17 protein-coding genes are annotated in these 21,715 nt (G+C 58.6%); 5 read left to right on the top strand and 12 right to left on the bottom strand.

All coding sequences use genetic code 11. The annotated features are described in order from the left end of the window. Positions 1-134: 134 nt before the first annotated feature. The 3 genes from argG to AB6729_RS05845 are packed head-to-tail and all read left to right on the top strand — an operon-like array spanning position 135 to position 3,440. A complete protein-coding gene (gene argG, locus AB6729_RS05835; protein WP_371080634.1) occupies positions 135-1,472 on the top strand; it encodes an argininosuccinate synthase in 1,338 nt (445 codons plus the stop codon). Further along, positions 1,472-2,899, top strand: coding sequence for an argininosuccinate lyase (gene argH / locus AB6729_RS05840; protein WP_371080635.1), 1,428 nt, complete (start codon positions 1,472-1,474; stop codon positions 2,897-2,899). Before argG ends, argH begins: the two co-directional genes overlap by 1 nt. Then, complete coding sequence (locus AB6729_RS05845; RefSeq protein WP_371080636.1) at positions 2,886-3,440, top strand: GNAT family N-acetyltransferase; 555 nt, start codon at positions 2,886-2,888, stop codon at positions 3,438-3,440. The genes argH and AB6729_RS05845 overlap by 14 nt, the downstream gene beginning before the upstream one ends. 48 nt (positions 3,441-3,488) lie before the next feature. Here the strand turns inward: AB6729_RS05845 and AB6729_RS05850 are convergent, their stop codons facing one another. After that, positions 3,489-4,295, bottom strand: a complete 807-nt coding sequence (locus AB6729_RS05850) for an ABC transporter ATP-binding protein (RefSeq protein ID WP_371080637.1) — start codon at positions 4,293-4,295, stop codon at positions 3,489-3,491. Positions 4,296-4,337: 42 nt separating this feature from the next. Between AB6729_RS05850 and AB6729_RS05855 the strand changes: the two genes are divergently transcribed. Next, the gene (locus tag AB6729_RS05855) at positions 4,338-5,777 is read left to right on the top strand and encodes a phytoene desaturase family protein (RefSeq protein ID WP_371080638.1); all 1,440 of its coding nucleotides are present in this window, start codon (positions 4,338-4,340) and stop codon (positions 5,775-5,777) included. Between the two features lie 55 nt (positions 5,778-5,832). On the opposite strand, the gene AB6729_RS05860 is transcribed toward AB6729_RS05855, so the two are convergent. The 6 genes from AB6729_RS05860 to AB6729_RS05885 form a co-directional block, all read right to left on the bottom strand. Beyond that, the gene (locus tag AB6729_RS05860) at positions 5,833-6,339 is read right to left on the bottom strand and encodes a superoxide dismutase family protein (protein WP_371080639.1); all 507 of its coding nucleotides are present in this window, start codon (positions 6,337-6,339) and stop codon (positions 5,833-5,835) included. Between the two features lie 131 nt (positions 6,340-6,470). Then, complete coding sequence (locus AB6729_RS05865) at positions 6,471-8,711, bottom strand: transferrin receptor-like dimerization domain-containing protein (protein ID WP_371080640.1); 2,241 nt, start codon at positions 8,709-8,711, stop codon at positions 6,471-6,473. Positions 8,712-9,041: 330 nt separating this feature from the next. Next, a complete protein-coding gene (locus AB6729_RS05870; RefSeq protein WP_371080641.1) occupies positions 9,042-10,076 on the bottom strand; it encodes an ankyrin repeat domain-containing protein in 1,035 nt (344 codons plus the stop codon). A 533-nt stretch (positions 10,077-10,609) separates the two neighbouring features. Beyond that, positions 10,610-11,623: a metallophosphoesterase gene (locus AB6729_RS05875; protein ID WP_371080642.1), complete on the bottom strand. Its 1,014-nt coding sequence runs from the start codon at positions 11,621-11,623 to the stop codon at positions 10,610-10,612. 127 nt (positions 11,624-11,750) lie between these two features. Beyond that, the gene (locus tag AB6729_RS05880) at positions 11,751-13,145 is read right to left on the bottom strand and encodes a trypsin-like peptidase domain-containing protein (protein ID WP_371080643.1); all 1,395 of its coding nucleotides are present in this window, start codon (positions 13,143-13,145) and stop codon (positions 11,751-11,753) included. Between the two features lie 44 nt (positions 13,146-13,189). Then, positions 13,190-14,479: an anthrax toxin-like adenylyl cyclase domain-containing protein gene (locus AB6729_RS05885; RefSeq protein ID WP_371080644.1), complete on the bottom strand. Its 1,290-nt coding sequence runs from the start codon at positions 14,477-14,479 to the stop codon at positions 13,190-13,192. 132 nt (positions 14,480-14,611) lie between these two features. Between AB6729_RS05885 and AB6729_RS05890 the strand changes: the two genes are divergently transcribed. After that, the gene (locus tag AB6729_RS05890; protein ID WP_371080645.1) at positions 14,612-15,391 is read left to right on the top strand and encodes a TIGR03435 family protein; all 780 of its coding nucleotides are present in this window, start codon (positions 14,612-14,614) and stop codon (positions 15,389-15,391) included. A 453-nt stretch (positions 15,392-15,844) separates the two neighbouring features. Here AB6729_RS05890 and AB6729_RS05895 read toward each other — a convergent pair whose 3' ends face one another. From AB6729_RS05895 to dcd, 5 genes are all read right to left on the bottom strand, one after another. Then, the gene (locus AB6729_RS05895) at positions 15,845-17,887 is read right to left on the bottom strand and encodes a M1 family metallopeptidase (RefSeq protein ID WP_371080646.1); all 2,043 of its coding nucleotides are present in this window, start codon (positions 17,885-17,887) and stop codon (positions 15,845-15,847) included. Between the two features lie 494 nt (positions 17,888-18,381). Beyond that, on the bottom strand, positions 18,382-19,386 hold the full coding sequence (locus tag AB6729_RS05900) for a VTT domain-containing protein (RefSeq protein ID WP_371080647.1): 1,005 nt from the start codon (positions 19,384-19,386) through the stop codon (positions 18,382-18,384). Positions 19,387-19,498: 112 nt separating this feature from the next. Beyond that, positions 19,499-20,158 (bottom strand): lipid-binding SYLF domain-containing protein, encoded by a 660-nt coding sequence (locus AB6729_RS05905; protein ID WP_371081194.1) that lies wholly within the window; start codon positions 20,156-20,158, stop codon positions 19,499-19,501. Between the two features lie 354 nt (positions 20,159-20,512). Continuing rightward, positions 20,513-21,154, bottom strand: coding sequence for a DNA-binding response regulator (locus AB6729_RS05910; protein ID WP_371080648.1), 642 nt, complete (start codon positions 21,152-21,154; stop codon positions 20,513-20,515). Further along, positions 21,151-21,705, bottom strand: coding sequence for a dCTP deaminase (dcd, locus tag AB6729_RS05915; RefSeq protein WP_371080649.1), 555 nt, complete (start codon positions 21,703-21,705; stop codon positions 21,151-21,153). The genes AB6729_RS05910 and dcd overlap by 4 nt, the downstream gene beginning before the upstream one ends. Positions 21,706-21,715: the final 10 nt, after the last annotated feature.

Raw genomic sequence — 21,715 nt, forward strand, 5'->3', positions numbered from 1 at the left:
CTCACAGCGGCTGCAAACATATTTGCAGCCGCTGACTTACACTAAAGTTCCCCGGAAAGATTCAGGCCTGGCACGTTGCACAAAGCGTTGCCAGGCTGTCACACGCTGGCAACACTGCACGAAAGGCCCCACTGATGTCCGTCATTCTCGAATCGCTTCCCACCGGCCAGAAGGTCGGCATTGCTTTCTCCGGTGGTCTGGATACCTCCGCCGCGCTGCACTGGATGAAGCAGAAGGGTGCCATCCCTTATGCCTACACAGCGAATCTGGGCCAGCCGGATGAATCCGATTACGATGCCATTCCGCGCAAAGCGTTGGAATATGGTGCAGAGAAAGCCCGCCTCATCGATTGCCGCTCCCAGCTTGTACGTGAAGGCATCGCCGCATTGCAGTCCGGAGCATTCCACGTCACGACAGCAGGCGTCACCTACTTCAACACCACGCCCATTGGCCGCGCTGTGACCGGCACCATGCTGGTCACGGCCATGAAGGAAGACGACGTCAACATCTGGGGTGACGGTTCCACCTATAAGGGCAACGACATTGAGCGCTTCTATCGCTACGGCCTGCTCGTGAACCCGGATCTAAAGGTGTACAAGCCGTGGCTGGATGCCGCGTTCATCGATGAGCTGGGTGGCCGCAAAGAGATGAGCGAGTTCCTTATTCGCTCCGGTTTCGATTACAAGATGTCAACGGAGAAGGCATACTCCACCGACTCCAACATTCTTGGTGCAACGCACGAAGCCAAGGATCTGGAGTTTCTGAACAGCTCCATGAAGATCGTTGCGCCCATCATGGGTGCGGCATTCTGGCGCGATGATGTGGACGTAAAGCGCGAACAGGTAAGCGTACGTTTTGAAGAAGGCACCCCGGTTGCTCTTAACGGCAAGGAATACACAGACCCCGTGGAACTGATGCTGGTAGCAAACCGCATCGGTGGACGCCACGGCCTTGGCATGTCCGATCAGATCGAAAACCGCATCATCGAGGCGAAGAGCCGCGGTATCTACGAAGCTCCCGGCCTTGCGCTCCTCTTCATCGCGTATGAGCGCCTGATCACCGGCATCCATAACGAAGACACCATCGAGCAGTACCGTGAAAACGGTCGCAAGCTGGGGCGACTGCTGTATCAGGGCCGTTGGTTCGATCCGCAGGCCATCATGCTGCGTGAGGCTTCGCAGCGCTGGGTTGCGCGTCCTGTCACCGGCGAAGTCACGCTGGAACTGCGCCGCGGCAATGACTACTCCATCCTGAACACCGAAAGCCCGAACCTGACGTTTGCTGCAGAGCGTCTGTCGATGGAGAAGACGGAGTCTACGTTCTCGCCGCGTGATCGCATCGGCCAACTCACCATGCGCAATCTCGATATCACGGACACGCGCGCCAAATTGCAGATCTATGCAGAATCCGGACTCATCAAACTCGGCAAGGGTTCTGAAATGCCCCAACTGAAGGGCGCAGAAGAAGCATAATGGCAAACGAAGCAAACAAGATGTGGTCAGGCCGCTTCCGCGAGCCGCTGAATAAGGCATTCGAGCAGTGGCAGCGCTCATTCCCTTTCGATTGGCGTTTGCTACCGCAGGAAGCCGCAGCCAGCAAAGCACATGCGAAGACCATTGCCGCAGCAGGCATTCTCACGGATGCCGAGTTACAGTCCATTCTGAGCGGCCTTGATTCGCTTGCGGATGACTTTGTAAATGCGCGTCTCAATCTGAAGAGTGATGTTCCCGAAGACATCCATCACTTCGTGGAACTGGAACTGAAGGAACGCATCGGTACGGTTGCGCTAAAACTGCACACCGGCCGCAGCCGCAACGAACAGATCGCCACCGATCTGCGCCTGTATGTTCGCAATGCCATCGACCGTGCCATTGTGAATCTTGCAGCATGGGCTGCTTCCCTGCTCTCACTGGCGCAATCCACGGGCGAACATGCGATGCCAAGTTACACGCATCTACAACGTGCAGAACCTGTTCTTGTCGCCCATTGGCTCATGGCGTACTTTGAGATGGCCATGCGTGACATTACGCGTTTGCAGGACGCACGCGCACGCATGAACTTCTGCCCACTGGGCTCAGGCCCTATCGCGGGCGCTACGCTGAAGCTGGACCGCACCATTGCTGCAAAGGAGCTTGGCTTCACCGCTCCAACTGCGAACAGTATGGACGCCACCAGCGACCGTGACTTTGCACTGGAGTTCGCGCAGACGGCAGCAACCATCGGTCTTCATCTTTCGCGCTTCGCAGAAGAGATCACCCTGCATGCAACCGCCGAGTTCGGGTTCATCGAACTACCCGAAGCCTTCAGTACAGGTTCTTCCGCCATGCCGCAGAAGAAGAACCCCGATCTGACAGAGCTTGTGCGTGGCAAGAGCGGACGTTTGCTTGGCGCAGCCACCACCTTCGCCACCATCCTCAAAGGACTTCCCCTGGCCTACAACAAGGACATGCAGGAGACGCAGGAAGCGACCTTTGAAGTCGCGGAAACGCTGGATGGGATGCTGCCGCTGCTTGCTCCTTTCACGGTCGCACTTCAGTTCCGTTTTGACCGCATGGAAAACGCTGCAACGCATGGCTATTTGAATGCAATGGCGGCGGCAACGTATCTCGTATACAAGGGTGTTCCCTTTCGCACGGCGCATGAGAAGGTCGGCAATGCAGTTCGTTTCGCGCTCGACACGAACCGCGAACTGAACGATCTGAACGTGGAAGAATTGAAACAGTTCGGTGAAGAATTCGGCAGCGACTTCCATGATGCCATCACACTGAAAGCAACATTGGATTGCCACGACGTCATCGGCGGCACGGCCATCCAGCAGGTAAAGGAATCACTCGCTTCGGCGCAGAAGAGACTTGAAGAACTCAAGCGCCAGATGGAGATAAAACATGCCCTCGGCTAGTGTTCGAAAGGCGCGTCTGCAGGACGCAGCTAATATCTTCGAACTGGTCAACTCGCTCTCCGGTGACGGCACGCTGCTGCGTCGCCAGTATGCAGAAATCTGCGAAAACGTGCGCGATTTCCATGTTGCCGAAAGCGAAGGTGGAGTCTTCCTTGGCTGCGGCGCACTGCATCTCTACGGCCCGCATCTGGCCGAAATACGCTCTATCGTAATGAAGCCGGAAGCCAAAGGACAGGGCGCAGGCGGCATGCTGCTGAAGGCTCTGCTTCAGGAAGCGGAAGACCACGGCGTGCAGACCGTCTGCCTGTTCACTCGCATCCCGGACTTCTTCTTCCGCTATGGCTTTCGCACCACCATGGATCGCACTGCGTTGCCGGATAAGATCTACAAGGACTGCCAGAAGTGCCCACGCCTGCATGCCTGCGACGAAGTGGCAATGCTGCGTGGCCCGGTGCCTCGCGTTGCCGTGCTGGGACCTGCCAAGATCAAGCAACCCGAACTGGTTCCCTTACAGATTGCCTTCACCGGCACCGATCACTAACAGCAAAGGCGGCCCGCCAAGGCCGCCTTACTTCTTTGCCGCGCGCAACTACCACGCGTGCAGATAACCATCTTTCTCCGTGATGTTCACGCGCACACCGAACAGATCATAGAGCTTGTCTTCCGTGATCATCTCCTCGCGCGATCCATCCGCAACGATGCGTCCATCGCGCATCATCAGCACGCGATCAATCTCCGGGATGATGTCTGCAATATGATGTGTCACCAGGATTAGTCCAGTTCCCTGTTGCACCAGACCGCGCATGGTGTTGCGCAACTCGGCCTGTGCCGCAATGTCCAGCGCGTTCGACGGTTCATCCATCAGCAGCATCCGCTCTTCCGGTGTATCACCGCTGCCTACCAGTGCACGTGCAATCATCACTCGCTTCTGCTGGCCAGCTGAAAGCGTTCCTAACTCCTGCTGTGCAAACTGTTCTGCGCCTACATGCTTCATTGCAGCGGCTGCAAGTTCACGCATGTGATCTGTCACAGTGAGATTCGGCCATAGCGTTGCGGATGAGAAGAAGCCCGTCAACACAGCATCAAACGATGTGGTGTGACGTGCGGACTTGCTCGGAGGTTCCGAAGTCACAACACCCAGCTTTCGCTTGAGCTCTGTAAGGTCCCAGCGCTGACGGCCAAAGATCTCCACGTGCATCCCTGGCTGCACCAATGGGTAAATTTCTGAGGTCATGGCCTTGATGAGCGTACTCTTACCGCATCCGTTGGGGCCCAGGATAGCAATGCGTTCGCCGCGCCGCATCTCCAGATGGATATCGTGCAGGATGGTGCGTTCGCCACGCATCACGTTCACATTACGGAACGAAAGGAAAGGCTTCAACTCTTCAGCAGACAACAGTCACTCCATAGGCGCAACAGCGCTCACAGATTCAGTGTAATGATCAGAGGCGTGAACAACAGCAAGAGTGCGGTGATTGTAGGCAGCGGACCGAATGGTCTGGCGGCAGCCATCGCGCTTGCACGTGCCGGTGTGCGTGTCACCCTCTTTGAGGCAGCACCGCGGGCAGGAGGCTGTCTCCGCTCGGAAGCTCTGACACTACCAGGCTGTATTCACGATGCGGGAGCCGCTGTCTTTCCGCTGGGGAAGGCATCGCCCTTCTTCCGCACATTGCCGCTGGAACAGCATGGGCTTACGTGGATCGAACCAGATATTGCTGTAGCTCATCCGCTGGAGAATGACGATGCTGTGGCACTACTGCATGACATCAACGCGACTGCATCGCTACTGGGCGAAGACGGGCAACGATGGAAGCAGTGGATGCGTCCACTTTTGGTTGCATGGCCATCGTTGCTTCAGGATGCATTATCGCCGCTGTTGCGCGTGCCGCGCCATCCGCTGCGCATGGCACGTTTCGGAATGCAGGCTTTACAGTCTGCTCACAGTCTCTCCACTCAGTTGAAGACAGCAAGAGCGCGAGCACTCTTTGCAGGTCTTGCGGCGCATGCCAACGTCCCGCTGGAGATGGCAGCCAGTGCAGGTGAAGGTCTGGTGCTGGCAGCCGCAGCACACAGTACAGGTTGGCCCATTGCACGCGGTGGATCACAGAGTATTGCGAACGCCATGCTTTCTCTACTGCAGGAACTTGGTGCAGAGATTGTTCTATGTCATCCTGTTGCGTCGTTACGTGATCTACCCAAGGCCGATGCACTGTTGCTTGATGTCACACCGCGCCAGTTCGTTTCCTTAGCTAACCATGCGCTTTCTGAATCGGAGGCACAATCACTGTTGGATGTCCGGCTCAGTCCGGGTGTATGCAAGTTGGACTGGGCGCTCTCTTCGCCGATTCCGTGGCAGTCTGAGCTACCGCGTCGTGCTGGCACCGTGCATCTTGGCAGCAGCCATGAGGAGATCGCCGCGTCGGAGCGTGATGCGTGGAACGGCAAGGCGAACCATCATCCGTACGTTCTTCTCTCGCAGCCAAGCCTCTTCGATACGACGCGTGCGCCCGCGGGTATGCATACGGCATGGGGATACTGCCATGTCCCCAACGGATCGACAGAAGACTACACACAACGCATCGAGGACCAGATCGAGCGGTTCGCTCCGGGTTTTCACAACACCATACTTGCGCGGCATGTGCGCACAGCCACAGACATGGAGCAATGGAACCCCAACCTTCTGGGTGGCGATATCTCCGGCGGCGCCATGACGCTGAAGCAGATCGTGTTGCGCACGCGGCATCGAACGGCACTGCCGGGGGTGTATCTATGCTCGTCGTCTACCGCTCCGGGCGGAGGCGTCCATGGCATGTGTGGATGGCATGCAGCTTGTGCTGCTGCAGCAGACATGCAACTGCCGCGTCTGCGGCTGGCATAAATGGCAACTGCGGACCGAAGTCCGCAGTTGAGCATTCCATTCAGGAGCAGTAAGACTACATCGCTGCTGCGGGAATCACACCGCAGGCAATGCGCTTGCCCGACGCGCCTGCCGGGTCGGTCTTCTGGTCATCCACCAACTCATGCACCACTACGGTCTTGCCGTAGATGGAGGACATGGATGCGGTATCCAGCGAGATATCGGGGTTGGTCAGTGTGGCCTTACCCTTGCCATCGGAACCGACCTTCACACTGGAGGGAAAGTCGCCAGCGTGGTGTCCTTCCGGATTCTCGTAACCGTGGTGCTTGTTGTCAGGGTTCAGATGGCCCTTGGCGCTGGCGAAGTCAGGTGCGGTGCAGGCATCGCCCGCATGCACGTGGATGCCATGCTCGCCCGCGGGCAGATCATGCAGTGACACCTTCATGTCCACAACCTTGCCCTTCTTGGCGAACTCCACGGTACCTACATCCTTGCCAGCAGCATCCTTCAGCTCAACCTTGACGGGCTTCTGTGCCACTGCGAATGCAGTCAAGCTACATGCGCCCAAAACCACTGTTGCCATCCACGACTTCTGCATATTCCTGCTCTCCCTTTGAGTCTCCGCTCATGGTAACGCGGAGAGCTAACCCTCATCACACAATACCGCTTGGTGACTTGGATTCGCTCTCCGCGCTGGATGATGCCTGACTGCGTTTATTGACCGATCTGGCTGGAAAGTGAATCGATGAAATCTGCTTCATCGTTCAAGCTCTTTACCAGAACATCCAACTGCTGCTTTGCTTCGTCGAAGCGGCCTGCTTCGATGGCCTCACGTACCCCGGGCAGGGTGCTGGCGCCGTAGCCGGTGTAGGTACCGGGGGCGTAGATGAGGTGCTTTACCCACGGGCGTCCGGGGAGACCTGCGTCGGACAGGAGCTTGCGCTCGCTCACCGCCAGGCCGTCATTCAGGGCCTTGCGCTTCTCCGGGGAGAGTGCGACAGCCTTCGCCGCCAATCCCTCGTAGCGCGTGGATGCGGTGGACAGCTTGCCGATGGCGGCGTCCAGCATAGTCCAGTCGTACGTGGGAGGCAGCGGCAGCGCGGGCGGCGGCGCGAGGGAGTTCTTCGGGTCGTTGGCCAGGGTGAATGCGCCGGACTTCAGGGCGCGGTCCCGCTGGGTGGACTCCGTCTGCATGGTCTTCACCTCGCCCTTGAGGTTGTCTGCGTAGTCCTTCACTGTGAGCGCCAACTCCGTGAAGTTGTACGGCATGACGTCCGCGTTGGCGATGCGCAGGACGATGGTTCCCGCAGTCTGGGCGAACAGCTTGCCGTAGACCTGGTCCTTGTCGGCGAAGGTGTCCCAATGCCACGGGGTGTCGTAGGCGGAGTGGTAGGTACCGCCACGATCCTCGCCGCCGTAGCCGATGTTGATGGAGGCTACACCGAGGTGGTCGATGAAGCCGGCGTAGTCCGAGCCAGAGCCTGCGGGGCCGAAGGGGATGGTCTTACGGTTGGCGCCGTCACCGCCGGAGCGGCGACCGCGACCGGTCTGCGTGGCGGCCTTCTGGCGATCCCATACGCTCTTGCCGGTCTCGGGATCGGTCAGTTCGCGGGTGACGTTGTTCACCATGAGCTCGAAGCTCTGGGAGCCGCTGCCACCGAAGTAGCCGCGACCGTTCTCGTCGGAGTTGATGTATACCGCACCGTGCTTCGTCAGTTCGTCGGCGTGACGTTCTGCCCACTCTGTGGAGCCGAGCAGGCCGGGTTCCTCACCGTCCCATGCGGCGTAGACGAGGGTGCGCTTCGGGCTCCAGCCCTGCTTGTGCAGATCGCCCAGTGCGCGTGCCTCTTCCATGAGGGCAGACTCACCACTGATGGGGTCATCTGCGCCGTTGACCCAGCCGTCGTAGTGGTTGCCGCGCACGATCCATGTGTCGGGCTCTTCACTGCCCTTCAGCGTGGCGATGACGTCGAGCACGGGCTTGGTTCCCCAGTCGGATTCCACCTTCAGGTGGACCTTCTCCTTGCTGGGGCCGAACTTGTAGGTGAAGGGCAAGGCTCCGCGCCACGATGCGGGTACGGTGCGGCCATCCAGTTGCGCCAGCAGCGGTTTGGCGTCGCCCCACGAGATGGGAAGTGTGGGGATCTGCATGATGACCTTGCTGTCCTTGATGGCGAGGCGCTTCACGCCGGGGACAGAGGGTTCGCCGGGAGTGAGCGGGTCACCGGCATAGAGCGTGGTGTCTGCCACGGAGCCGCGCTGCACGCCCCATTCGGGACGCATGGGACCAGCAGGAATGGCTTCACCGGCAGCGAAGCCGTCATCCGCGGGATCGGAGTAGATGATGCAGCCGACAGCGCCGTGCTCGTAGGCCAGCTTGGGCTTGAGGCCGCGCCAGCCGCCGCCGTAGCGGGAGATGACGATGGCGCCCTTCACGGAGACGCCGTTGCGCTCCAGTTCCTCATAGTCGGCCTTCATGCCGTAGTTCACGTAGACCAGCGGCGCGGTTACATCACCGTCAACCGCATAGATGTTGTACGGCGGCATTGCAGGGCTCTTGTCCTGCGTGTACGGATCTTCGGGAACAGGCGGCTCTTCCAGCTTCGCCTTGTAGGGCTTTGCTCCCAGGAGTTCCAGCACGCGCACCTTTGGCGTGGGATAGAGCACATCAAAGGACTCGATCTTCGCATCCCAGCCCCACGACTTGTACTGCTCGACGAGCCATTCCGCATTGGCACGCTGCGCTGCCGAACCTACGTTGTGCGGATGCGCGGCCAGCTTGTGCATGTTGGCGGAGATGCGCTTTGCATCCGGCAGCGCGAGGAACTTCGACTCGAGCTGTCGCTCGGTCTGCGCGCTCTGCGGGGTGAAGCCGAGGATGGGCTTTGGAGCTTCCTGCGTTACGGCAGCAATGGGAAGCAGAAGGGCGAGCGAGGCAGCAGCGAGTTGGCGCATTTTCTTTGTGGCACTCCCGGAATGGAGGGGGTCCCCCTCCCCCCTGTTTTTTGCAAAATCGTCATTCTACGGGAGATAGCTGCGGGGTTACCGCAAAATCGTCTTCCGCAAGGACTTAGAGGCAAAATCGTCTTAACAAAAGACTTAGCTCGCGGTGGCAAAGCCAAGCCGGCTTAATTTTTGGGTGCGTTTCCAGTGTAGCAAGTTTGAAGGAAATTACCGGCAGCCGTAGATGGCTGATGGGAATGGGGTTATGCAGACAGGAGCTTGACAGGATTTTTGTGTGGTTCTTAATGCCTTCCTTAAGGAGCGTGCGTTCCGGGACCAATCTCAATGCCCTCCATATTCAGCGATGAGGCGCATACTTTCCCGATTCACTAGTTTCTGAAATACGAATCGTTCTCCCCACTCAATAGGAGTGACGTTTTGATAGAGATGAACTCCATTGATTCCGTAGCCAGGATGAAGTTGTTTTCGTAACGAGGCAACCGCATTCGGATTTGCTCCATGTTCCAAAAGAAGTTTCGTGAACGGAGCCTCAGGAATCTCTCCGTTGTGATTCATCCAGAAGTTTGTTTGAGATACCACTGTAGAAAACAACGGCGTGTGTCCTCCAAATCCCTCGGCGTCCACGTCTGCCAGCGCATCGGCACTCATCCCCTGAGCCAACAACCACTCCGCAATTTCGATCTCGCCATAGTCTGCACACATATGCAATAACGTCGCACCGGCCAGCGGCGTTCCGTAAGTGGCTTCAACTTCGCTGGAGCAGCGTAATGCCGGAGGATACATTTCAGCAAAAGAAAATGTGCGGGTAAGCAAGCCGGGATCCAGTTGGAGATGACGTTCCAACAGATCGATACGCCCACGATGTAGGGCCATGGTGGGTGTGTCTGGAAGTGTGATTCCGTGGTCAGCATAGAGTTCGAGAATGCGATGCTTTGCTGCCGGATTGCGACTATCGGTCTCAAGAACCATGGCGACAGGCGCAAGGCAGTTTCCAGCTTCATCAGCGGCACGCGCTCCGAGCTGAAATAACAACTCTGTGCCCGCCACATTCAGCGTGTACGCAGCGCCACTAAGCGATTCATGCAATGGTCGTGGATCGTCCATGAGAGCGTGCAGACGTCGCGCAGTTCCCACCTGCCCCTGAAGACAAGCGCGTCCGAATGCATACTGCCAATCCCTGGCTCCCAGGGAAGATAACATCTCGATGATGGCATCCTGGCCAAGGTTGGCAGCGTAGGACATCGGCGGTCCCCAATTTCCATTGACGCCACGTGCATCCTCAACCAGCAACCTGGGATCACGCAGCACCATCGCCTTGACTACTTCCACATCGCCGCGCCAGATCGCATCGGTCATGCGGCATGCGATCACGAGACGCGGCCAGTTGGGCAGGCCGTAGCTTCGAGCAAGGACAAACTGAGCGTCCGCAAGCTTAGCGTTTAGCGAATTAGTTATAGATGGGATGTACTCCCGAAATTCCGCGACGGCTTCAGGTTCGTTGCGGCGAAATGCCCGCAACAGCTCTTTTGCTTGATGCCTCAATTGTTCAAGGTTGGGGCGAACGGGAAAGTGACGGCTTGCCATAACGGACCTCCTCTAGGTCGTGCCATGGGTCCGCTACCAGGCGAAAGGAGATTCGTTGAAACCAAGTTGTCGAACTTCGGCAGGTGGACTCGGTCCTGTCCGCGGACGGGAAGCGCCCTGTGCGCTAACGCAAGTCTAATCGACCTGCGATAGCCTTGCTGGATTTCCAGCAGACAATCTCCGTCCCACAATCGAGCGGTTGATTCGACGTTGGCTTTGACACGCTGCCCACCACAATGACACCTGGTGTCTATCTTGGCGGACTCGAATTTGATGCCAGATTCCTGCGAGAGCATGGACCATATTCAGGCGGAGAGTACCGTGACTTTGCCGTCGGGTGTTTTCGTAAAGGCGTGGAGTGTGTTGCCTGCGGCGTCAACATGGCGCAGCGTGAGCAGTTTTTCCGTGACAGAAAGATGGCTGAAGCCGTTGACCTTCTGCGCCCAGGGGCCACGCTGGTCCGGGGTGATCTTCAGGTCGTAAAGCTCTGCGCCGCCGCCACCGGAGAGGAAGAAGCTGGTGGGATGTCCGGCAAACTCCAGATGCTGCAGGTCGTGATCGTGTCCGCCTAGATACGCGTGCACGCCGTAACGCTGCAGCAACGGGTCCCAATCGCGGATGAGCATGGGGTGGTCGCCGTGCGGGCCGTCCGTGTACACCGGATGATGCGCCATGACGATGGTGAACGGCGTGAGGCGTGGCGTGGCCAGTTCTTTCTCAAGCCATGCGAGCTGCGTAATGCGTTCCTCTTCGGTGAGGGTGAAGTTGCGGTTGGGTATGCCGTCGGCGTTGGGTTTGATCTCGTGAGGCATGTTGCTGTCGAGCGCGATGAAGTGGATGAGCGGCTTCTTTGCGGGGAAATCGAAGCTGTACCACTTGGCTGGCATGGTCCAGCGGCTGTGTCCGCGATGGGAGTAAGCAAGCTCTGCTTCGACCTTGCTGGCTGGGTACATCTGGTAGTCGTGGTTTCCGAGGATGGCGTAGGCAGGGCCGGGGAAGACACTGGCGGGATAGAGGTCTTCAAAGTGCGTCTTCCATCGCGGTGAATCAACACCGCCGGGCAATTCGTCGTACCAGTTATCGCCGAGCATGAGGAGCGCGTTTGGATGAAGGCGCTGCGACCGCGTGTACTTCACCATGCCTGCAGCGACCAGTTCCTGTGCGGCAGGATGTGCATTTCCCCAATCGCCGATCATGAGGAGGTCGGCTTCGCCGTGCGGCTGGGCAGCGATGGCAGGGATTGCCTGCGAGGCCAGGACGGCGGCGCTGAAGCCGATGGTCTGCCGCAGGAAGCGACGACGGGTGATCTGCAAATCCATTGTTTCGGGGTTCTCCCTCTGCGAATCCCTTATACCAACCGTTGGTGAAGATGTCGCGAATTCCGAGAGAAAAGCAGTCATCTCCGGTTGCTGATTTCCAGTCCTCTTTTTCGCCTCTGTTTGCCTGCTAGCCCGGAGGCAGGACGACGTAGGAGAGTGCACCGTCGCGTTCGATCTGGAGGACGAGCGTGTCGCGGCCGGGGATCTGCGCCAGTTGTTTACGGAGGTCTTCCACGGAGTTGACCTGATGACCGTTGATGGCGTGGATGACGTCATGCGGACGGAGTAACTGCTCCGCGACACGAAGCGCGCTGGAGCGTGCCGCAACGAGGACACCCTCAGGGCTGCGAACGGGATTCCATTCCGAAGATGTTTGCGGATCGACTGTGACGGCGAATATCTCAAGCCGCTGGATGAGATTGCGGCCGTAGGTGATGTCGTCTGTGAGGTTGCGTGAACGGTTGGTGGCGCGGTCGGGTTCCACGTTGAGCGTAAGTGTTTTTTCTCCGCGCATGAGTACGACTGGAATGGACGCCTGCGGCTTGAGTGCAGCAACTGTCTGCGCGTAGTTGACGATGTTGGTGACGCGCTTGCCGTTGACGCTTTGAATGATGTCACCCGGCTTGATGCCGGCACGTTCGCCGCTGCCGGAGGGCCACACATCCTCGACAAGGACGCCCTGCGTGCCGGTGAGGCCGAGGCCGCGTGTGAGGTCGCGAGAGAGGGTGTGGGTGGTGACAGAGAGCGTGGAACGTGTGACGCGGCCGTCGCGCTTGATGGTTTCAAATGTTGAATGCACGATGTCCGCGGGGATGGCGAGCGCGATACCTTCATTGCCACCGGTGCCGGAATAGATGAGCGTGTTGATACCGATGAGATTGCCGCGCACGTCGACGAGCGGGCCACCGGAATTGCCGGGGTTCACAGCGGCGTCGGTCTGGATCCAGAGGCGCGGATCATCTGGTGTGGACTGGCGACGCACAGCAGAGACAATGCCCATAGTAACGGTGCGCTCAAAGCCGAAGGGACTGCCAAAGGCGATGGCAACCTGGCCCTGGTGAGCCTGTGTGACGTGTGAGATGTCCAGGAAGGTGAAGGTTTCTTCCGGTGGTGGGTTTACCTTCAGGACGGCGAGGTCCATCTCTGCGTCGTCGCCGACGCGTGTGGCGGCAAGGTTGTGCACGTGACCTTTGGTGTCTCGGATTTCCACGCGCAGGTTCTGCGTTCCGGCGATGACGTGCGCATTGGTGATGATGTAACCGTCGGCAGAGACGAGAACGCCTGAACCCTGCACGGTGCCACCCGTCAGCAGGCCCGTTTCCGATTGCGAACTGTTGTCGGAGTCCTTGTCGCCGATGTACACGCGCCCGGAGATGCGTGCGACTGCAGGCATGATGCGGGTGGAGAGCGCCTCAAGATCGTCAGAGAACTGAAGCAGCGGCGAGGCGGGTGGCTGCTGTTGCGCGCAGGCGGCAACGGAGCAGGCGAGAAGCATGATGGCCGGAATGGCACGGGGGAGCATATGTGATCACCGTAGCAGCAGTGAGGCAGAAGACGAAGAGACTTTCAGGTGCTGCGTACAGGGCTGGTGTGCGGTGTACGCCAGCCGTGTTCGTCGCCGAGTGTGCAGCGATCCATGACGCCCCATGCAGTGAGTTGTGTGATCCAATGCGCGTTTGCGATGACTTTGAAACCCAGCATGTCGCAGGCGGTGATGAATGCCGTCCACTGCACGGCGTTGGGGACACCGCCGGGTGATTCGACGCCGACGATGTGGTCGCGATCAAAGCCAGGGATGAAGGCGATGATGTGATCGTCGATACCGCTGATGAAGGGGCGTCCGGCTTCGTCGCTGTGGTGGATAACATCACGACAGTAACGGCTGCCACCATTGAGTTGCGACTGGACGAGCGAGTTGATGAGTTGGCCAATGGTGTGGACACGGTTGCTGATGTTGCCCAGACGCATATCTTCAAAAGCGACGGTCTGATCGTTCATGGCAGCGGCGGTGCGGGACATGCCTGCGATGCGGCGATCTTCGCCGAGCGGGTCATACGCAGAGACAGGGCCGAGGCCGAGGCGTGAGCGATACACCTGCGGAAGCGCGTGGATGCCGTGAAGCTGTTTGGCGGGCCAGACACCGAAGAGATCGTAGTCACCCGTGCAGCAGTTTTTGTAATGGCCGAGGGGGTAGGGCGGATAGGGATTGACGAGGGAGAGTAGCGGCTTGAGTTCGTTGCCCTGAAGCAGTGTGCTCCAGTTGCCGAACTTCCATGAAACGGTCTGCCGAGAGAGCGTTTCGTTGGTGTAGTAGAGGGCGAAGACCGTGTCGCCGAAACGCTCTTCCTTGCGCAGCACGTAGTCAAAACGTACGGGCGTGAGGACTGTCCCGATCCAGGTGCCGGGAACCACTTCTACCGCGTCGATGCGTGCACCGGCATTTTCCGGGTCGTTCCAGGTGCGGAGTTCGTCGAAGCGCGCCTGGGTGAGGCAAATCTGTTCTGTGGACGCACGCCAGCGGCCAGTGCGGTCCCATTTGTCGCCGTGGAGAGCGTGGTCCACGTCTTCCTTCTGCTTCTTGTTGTAGCCCGCGCCTTTCTTGTGCAGGCGTTCATCGACGCAGATGAAGCCGGCCATGGGACCGAAGTCGCAGCTCTTGCTCTTCATGCGGAAGCCCTTGGTGTCATAGCCGCCGGACATCAGGCCCATGCACACGCGTCCCAGTTGACGGCTGCTGATGATGCAGCGTTCCTGTCTGGCGATCTGCATGAAAATCTGCGCGTGATCCCACGGCATGCCGACAAGGTTAGCGGCGTCACGGTCGCGCTTGAGCGCGTGGAATGCGGCTGGAAGCAAGGATATCTCCGGTGGAAGGGCGGACTAAGAGTATCGTGGCAATACTTTCTTTCACCAGAATTGTTTTTCCCTGAACCAGAAGAGGAAGTTTTGCGTAAGAGGAGATATAACCCCTTCCGAATGGATTTCGCCATGAATGCTGGACGCTCTGCCCTTGTTGCCGCATGCATACTTTTCACCGCGCTTTGTTCTGTTCCGGTGCGCGGACAGGCTGCCGCAGCCGCGCCACAGATAACTGCACCTGCGTTTGAAGTGGCGACGATCAAGCCAAGCGATCCGATGAAGCGGAATCGCGGATTTCATGTGAACGGCAACCGCGTGAACGTTGAGAACCAGGATGTGACGACGCTGATCAGTGTGGCCTACTCGATCCATCCGAAACAGATTGTGAATGCTCCGGACTGGTTCAATACGGCGCGATGGGAGATTGACGGTGTTGCAGACAAAGAGGGCAAGCTGAGTGTGCCTGATGTCCAGTTGATGCTGCAGAAATTACTGGCGGATCGATTTGGGCTGAAGTTCAAGCGTGAGCAGCGCGAGATTCCGGTGTATGCATTGACCGTGGCCAAGGGTGGGCCGAAGCTGGAAAAGAGTAAGTCCGATCCGAATGCTTTGCCCGATCAGCATGGGAACGGCAAAGGCAGGATGCAGTTTCAGAACACGACGATGACGGTCTTCCTGCTGGGCATGCAGAGTGAGTTCGATCGGCCTCTGGTGGACCAGACGGGGCTGGATGGGCACTACGACTTCTCGTTACGATGGACGCCAGATGGTGTTGCGGCAGGCGATGCCGATGCGCCGCCGGGGATGTTTACGGCGATTCAGGAACAGCTTGGGTTGAAGATATTGCCCGTGAAGGCTCCGGCGAATGTGCTGGTGATTGAGAGCGCGGAGAAGCCTTCGGCGAATTGAGGGATTCCCTCAGGGGCTAAAGCCCCTGCGTCGCTGCGATGGTTACGGCAGGGCTGAAGCCCTGCCCTTCCGAAAGAAGTTCGCGCTCTTGCGCGAATGGAGCGCCTTCGCCGCTCGGCCCAGGTTAGCTTTGCGAACCTGGGGCACCCGGTTGAAGCCCTGCCCTTTCAAAGAAGTCGCGCCCTCGGCGCGATGGAGCTTCGCTGGTTCGTGCTTTGCACGAATACCCAGGTTAGCTTCGCGAACCTGGGGCACCCGGTTGGCGGTTGAAACTTTTGGGCAGTCGTGGCGCATGTGAATGCGTAGGGATTCTTCGCTTCGCTCAGAATGACGGCCTTGGGCGTATGAGCTTCGCTGGTTTTCCTGTTCCTATGAGACACGCCTCATCCGCAGGATTTGTTGCGGACGAGGCGTGTTGGTTGTGTCGCGTGGTGCCTTTATGTTGCTTGCTGCTTACGGCTTTGCTGTGTTGTTCGTGCGGTTGGCGTCCGGGATGCGCTGGTCCGGGTCGACGGTGACAGAGGCGATCTTCTTTGTGGTGGGAAGAGCGAGGTCGTACTTCGCCTTCTGCATCCAGGTTTCCGCTGGCAGTTTGATCTTCAGGTCTGTGCCGTCTTCGTATTTGACCTGTATCCATACGGGCAGAACAAGCTGGCCGTTCTGTTCGATGGTGACCTTTGCGCCCTTGGATGGGTCGGCTGCGTCGACGTACTTCACGTCCTTCGCGGCAAGGTCGAGCGACCAGTTGTTCTCATACCAGCCGTGCCAGAAGTAGCTGAGGTCTTCCCCGCCCTCTGATTCCATCTCGCGGAAGAAGTCTGAGGGTGTGGGGTGTTTGAAGGCCCAGTCGCTGATGTATTTGCGGAAAGCACGATCGAAGACGTTGTGGCCCAGGATGTCTTCGCGCAACAGCCACAGCCCCTCTGCCGACTTGAAGTAGGTGACGGGGTGGCGATACTTTTCGCGGATGGCGTCTGCACGAGAGAGGATGGTGGGCGCCTGAGGGTCTGCGATGACCCTGGCAATCTGATCCGCGGGTGAGTCGGAGCCGGGAGCGTACTCGCCGTCACGCTTGGGCGCGTACTTACCCTTCCTGTAGTAATCCGACTCATAGATGTCGATGAAGGTGTTGAAGCCCTCGTCCATCCATGCATCGCGGCGTTCGTTGCTCTGCACGATCATGGGGAACCAGGTGTGGCCCACTTCATGCGCGGTGACGACGAAGCTGCCCTTGCCCTTGTCGCGGATGCCGTCGAAGACCATCGACGGGTACTCCATGCCGGAAGAGAATCCGGCGACGTTGGTCATGACGGGCCATGGGTAGGGATACCAGTCGCGCGAGAAGTTTTCGACAGTGTCCTTGGTGTATTCCGTGACCATGGGCCATGCGTCAGGATCGGCGGATTCCGCGGGATAGAAGCTTTGCGAGAGGGCCGTCTTGCCTGCGGGCAGGTTGATCTTTGCGGCGTCCCACACGAAGCCCGCAGAGGCCGAGAAGACAGCATCGCGGGTGTGGTCCATGTGGTAGTGCCATGTCAACGTGCCGTCCTGCTTCGGTCGGCTGTTGGGGTCCTTGACCTCATCGACAGAGCGGATGATGACTGTTGCATCCGAGGTGCGCGCTTTAGCGAGAAGGTCCTGCTGCTTCTTTGTCAGTACGTCTTTCTCGTTGACGAGGAGGCCGCTGCCTGCGACGAGCATGTTCGAGGGCACGGTGACGTAGTAGTCATAGTTGCCGAACTCGGTGTAGAACTCGTTGCCGAGGTAGGGCTGCGTGTCCCATCCGCGAACATCGTCATAGACGCACATGCGCGGATACCACTGCGCGATGTCGTAGATTTCGTAGCCATCGCGCGACTTGTCGACGGAGGTGCGGCCACCCCAGCGGCCCGGCACCTTGTAGTGGTACTTGATGTGGATTTTGATCTGACCACTGTGAGCGAGCGGCTTGGGCAGATCAATGCGCGCGCGGGTGTCGCTGACGATGTAGGTTGCCTTCTCAGGCTTTGCGCCCTTGGTGGTGGCGATGAGTTCTACCGACTCAAAGACAGTACCTTCGGTGAACTGATCAGCAGGTGCGCGGCGGCTGCCACCCGCGAAGCTGCGTGCGCGTGCGTCGAGGCGATAGGTGTTCTGTTCCACCTGCAGCCACAGGCTGTTCAGCGTGTCCGGCGAGTTGTTGGTGTAGGTGATGGTCTCGTCGTTCGTGAGGGTCTGCGTGGCCGTGTCGATGCTGGCGTGCATCTCGTAGTCCGCCTGGTTCTGCCAGTAGTTGGGACCGGGTGCGCCGTTGCCGCTGCGGTAGATGTTGGCCGTCTGCGGCATGGTGAAGGGCGCGAAGGTCTTCAGCGGATCGTAGGTAGCGGATGGGCCGCCGGTGTCAGGCAGTTGCGGACGACGCTGCTGGCCTTCGGGCGGTTGGGCAAGGGCAAATGTGGCAGTGAGGGCGACGGCGGCAGCAACAAAGCTGCGACGCATGGCACGGGTGTGCTGCATGACTGGACTGCTCCTGAACAAGTGTGGCTCTATCAGAACAGCTTGCAGCACGTGCGGCAAGAAGGATGTTGCGGTTTTCATGGGGTGTCGTGGGATTACGTGACATTCCCTCAGCGGCTGCAGCCGCTTGTTTTTCACCGGGATTTACGGCAGGGCTGAAACCCTGCCCTTCCGAAAGACGCACTTCGTGCGTATGAGCTTCGCTTTGCGAAGCTGGCTGTTTGGATTTGTGGCTGGAAGGGTCTGAGGGAATGGGCTTGGGAGGAATCGTTGGGATTCTTCGCTGCGCTCAGAATGACGTGCTCTGCACGTATGAGCTTCGCTGGTGTCCCCTAAGGACGCTGGTATCCCCCTAAGGACGTTGGTGTTCGCTAAAGAACGCTGATGTTCTCTTAAGACGCTGGTGTTCCCTCAAGGCGCTGGTGGTTCAGAAAGATAGGTTTGCTAACTACGCGTGAAGAAGTGGCAACCGGAATTTCAGGCAGCAACAACCTTTACGCAGCGACGGTGGCTTCGATGAGTTCCGGGGCGGCTTCGCGGGGTTTCTGCTCGTCGTATGGCACCAGTGGAAGGTCGGCGTCGCGCCAGCCTTCAAAACCGCCGCGCAGCGGACGCACGCGGTGTACACCGAGACGCTGGAGGCGCTTGGCCAGTGTGGCGGACGTCTCGTCGTTCGGGCAGGTGCAGTACAGAACCACGTCCGTGTCGCGTGGCAACAGGTGGCAGTGCTTCTCCAACTCCGTGGGGCTGATGCGCAGAGCGCCGGGTAGCACACGCGGGTCTGGAAGGTAATCGAGCGGATGGCGCAGGTCCACGATGAACGGCTGCTTTGCATCTCCGGCTTCCGCCATGTTCATGAGGTTTTTCAGCTCAGTTACGGTGATGGCGGAGTTCTGCAGGTCGCGCAGGAACTGCCGCTGCGACCAGATGCGACGCGCCACGAACCCAAGGACCACCAGCACAAACAGCAGCACACCAAAACGCGTGAGCAGATGGATGAGCATCGTATGCCTTTCCGCAAAGTCGCCGATGAAGCGTCCACCGAAGACATATGCCGCTGCCCAGATGGCCGATCCCATAAGGTCATAAGCTACGAACCGAACAAAGGGCATACCCGTTTGCCCGGCGATGGGCGGCGCTACCGTGGAAAGGCCGGGGATGAACTTGGCGAAGAGCAGGGTGGTGGCTCCGTGGCGATTGAAGGAGCCCTCAGTCTTCTTCACACACGTGGACGCTTCCAGGGACATGCGGCACACGAGTTTGACCACGCGGCTGCCGTAGCGGACACCAAGGAAATACCAGAGGGAATCAGAAATCAGACAGGCAAGCAGAATGGATGCCATGACCGGCACAGCATGAATACGGTGCGTTGCCGTGAGGGTTCCCGCAGCCACAAGCAATGGCACCGACGGCACGGGAATGCCAAGCTGCTCCACCAGCACCCACAAGAAGAGGATGCTGTAGGCATAGTGTTCGAAAAATGCAACTGCGATCGGCATAACCAGGGGAACCTACACTTGTAGATGATGCAGGATCGCCTTTGGTTTCGCACAGCCCCGGAACAATAAAAAACGGCTGACGCCGGGGAGCGTCAGCCGTGAGACGAAAAGCTTACTTCTTACGGGTGGCTACAAAGTATTTCGCGACGGTGCCGACGAACGGACGGGCATCGGGCGGGGTGGCAATGTTGCCATTCAGGATGGTGCTGAACGGCGTCGCCGTGCCGTAATATGTGCGCGTGTCATCCACGTTCTGCGAGAGCACCGTTCCATCCAGGTTGATGCCGGCGAAAAGGCCCTTGGAACGCGAGTAGGTGAGGAACTCCGCGTTGAGCTTCCAGTCAGTCCCCGCCTGCGCGTTGCGACCCACCGGACCGGCAGAGGCAGCGGCATCCGCGCCAATCTTGAACTTATTCTTCAGCATCTCCTGCAAGCCATTCTGATTCATGGCGATCAGCACCAGATCCGTGGACTGGCCGCCAATCTGGAAGCCGACGCTGCCGCCCGTAAGCTGGACGAAGACCGGAGCGCTCCAGCCGTGGCCGGTTCGGCAGGTGGCCACACCCTGGCCGTATTGCGCGCCCACGATGAATGCACCCTTCTTGTAAGCAGGAATCACCACCACACACTCGGCGCCACCAAGGATGGATACCGGAATGGATTTATCCGGTGTTGCCATAATTTCGTTGATGATGTTCTGGGAGTCGGTCAGACGCTCATTGAGCTTTGCCTTGTCGGCAGCCAGAGCAGGGATCGTGACGACAACTACCATTGCCGAACACAGTGCAGCTTTCCATCGATTGATCAAAATGTTCACCCTATCCGTAGCATTGTTAAACGAGACGCTACTGTCAATTCATGTAGTGGGATGAACAAGTGCGCAGGAACGTTGTCCAGAACGGCGGCGATGGGGGATCAAGCCGCGGGAGGTAAAAAATGGGGGCTGTCGATCAGGTTCTCACCCGTGCCGCCAGCCCCTCTTCTCCCAGGTCTGTGTTACGTAAAGCTAGGATGAGGTGCGCGGAAGTAATGTTCAAGTTACGGAGGACTTAAGCCCCATACGTTAATCGAAGGTACGTGGGTAAAAGCCCAGAAAACCTTTGTTCTACCGCTGTTTTTAGAGGCGTTAGAGTTCTCTGCCGATCTGCATTTCGAGAGCACGCACCGTCAGGGCAACACGGTTGGGTACACCGAACTTCTGCAGGAGACGTCCGACATGACTCTTGACCGTTTTGGTCTCGACACCAAGTGTCGCGGCGATCTCGCGATTGGCGCGGCCTGCGATGAGCAGATCAATGACTTCGCGTTCCCGAGCAGTAAGTCGAATCTCCGGCGCTCTGCCTTCCGTTGGAGCAATGGTGTCAATCAGGCTGGCGAGGACTTTGCGTGGCGCCCAGATAGAACCGTCGGCCACGACCTCAACGGCCATGGTGATCTCCCGATGGTTGGCGGTGTGGAGAAGATATCCCTTGGCGCCGCTGGCTACGACCTTCTGGATGAATCCAGGATCGCTGCGTGTGCCGAGAACGATGAGGCGCAGACCGGGGCGTGCACGACGCAGGGTGGCCATAAGAGCCGGAAGGTCATCCTCCGGCATGTCGATCAGCACCATCGTCAGGTCGTCGTCGCGGAGGGTCTCCGGCGCCGTCATGGGGATGATGTCGCAGGTCTCCTCCAGGATGGCGCGGAGGCCCTCAATGCGGAGAGCGTCGCTACTGACGACACCAATCCGCAGTCGCCCACCCGTCGATTGCCCAGAGACGCTCACAATTTCGGCAGCACGATTCCCTGCTGCCCTTGGTACTTTCCGGAACGGTCCGCATAGCTGGTTTCGCATACCTCGTCTGACTGGAAGAAGAGGATCTGGCAGAGGCCTTCATTCGCGTAGACCTTTGCCGGCAGCGGCGTGGTATTGGAGATTTCGAGGGTAACGTAGCCCTCCCATTCCGGTTCAAACGGCGTGACGTTCACGATGATGCCGCAGCGCGCGTATGTGGATTTGCCAACGCAGATCGTGAGGACATCGCGGGGGATGCGGAAGTATTCGATGGACCGGGCAAGCGCAAAAGAATTGGGCGGAACGATAACGCTCTCTGCTTCCACCGTGACGAAAGAGCGCTCATCGAAGGCCTTGGGGTCAATGATGGCGCTGTTCACGTTGGTGAAGATTTTGAACTCGTCGGACACTCGCAGATCATAGCCATAAGACGAAAGCCCATAGGAGATGCAGCCCTGGCTCACCTGCTTCTCGCTGAAGGGCTCGATCATGCCATGCTTCGTTGCCTGCTCCCGGATCCACTTATCGCTCTTGATCGACATTGCACTCCTG

The organism is Terriglobus sp. RCC_193 (assembly GCF_041355105.1).
In the GTDB taxonomy this organism is placed as follows: domain Bacteria; phylum Acidobacteriota; class Terriglobia; order Terriglobales; family Acidobacteriaceae; genus Terriglobus.

What these genes read in the sequence shown, in the direction of transcription:
- argG (WP_371080634.1), top strand. Translation starts at nt 135, where the DNA reads ATGTCCGTCATTCTCGAATCGCTTCCCACCGGCCAGAAGGTCGGCATT.
- argH (WP_371080635.1), top strand. Translation starts at nt 1,472, where the DNA reads ATGGCAAACGAAGCAAACAAGATGTGGTCAGGCCGCTTCCGCGAGCCG.
- AB6729_RS05845 (WP_371080636.1), top strand. Translation starts at nt 2,886, where the DNA reads ATGCCCTCGGCTAGTGTTCGAAAGGCGCGTCTGCAGGACGCAGCTAAT.
- AB6729_RS05855 (WP_371080638.1), top strand. Translation starts at nt 4,338, where the DNA reads ATGATCAGAGGCGTGAACAACAGCAAGAGTGCGGTGATTGTAGGCAGC.
- AB6729_RS05860 (WP_371080639.1), bottom strand. Translation starts at nt 6,339, where the DNA reads ATGGCAACAGTGGTTTTGGGCGCATGTAGCTTGACTGCATTCGCAGTG.
- AB6729_RS05865 (WP_371080640.1), bottom strand. Translation starts at nt 8,711, where the DNA reads ATGCGCCAACTCGCTGCTGCCTCGCTCGCCCTTCTGCTTCCCATTGCT.
- AB6729_RS05870 (WP_371080641.1), bottom strand. Translation starts at nt 10,076, where the DNA reads ATGACCGATGCGATCTGGCGCGGCGATGTGGAAGTAGTCAAGGCGATG.
- AB6729_RS05875 (WP_371080642.1), bottom strand. Translation starts at nt 11,623, where the DNA reads ATGGATTTGCAGATCACCCGTCGTCGCTTCCTGCGGCAGACCATCGGC.
- AB6729_RS05880 (WP_371080643.1), bottom strand. Translation starts at nt 13,145, where the DNA reads ATGCTCCCCCGTGCCATTCCGGCCATCATGCTTCTCGCCTGCTCCGTT.
- AB6729_RS05890 (WP_371080645.1), top strand. Translation starts at nt 14,612, where the DNA reads ATGAATGCTGGACGCTCTGCCCTTGTTGCCGCATGCATACTTTTCACC.
- AB6729_RS05895 (WP_371080646.1), bottom strand. Translation starts at nt 17,887, where the DNA reads ATGCAGCACACCCGTGCCATGCGTCGCAGCTTTGTTGCTGCCGCCGTC.
- AB6729_RS05900 (WP_371080647.1), bottom strand. Translation starts at nt 19,386, where the DNA reads ATGCCGATCGCAGTTGCATTTTTCGAACACTATGCCTACAGCATCCTC.
- AB6729_RS05905 (WP_371081194.1), bottom strand. Translation starts at nt 20,158, where the DNA reads ATGGTAGTTGTCGTCACGATCCCTGCTCTGGCTGCCGACAAGGCAAAG.
- dcd (WP_371080649.1), bottom strand. Translation starts at nt 21,705, where the DNA reads ATGTCGATCAAGAGCGATAAGTGGATCCGGGAGCAGGCAACGAAGCAT.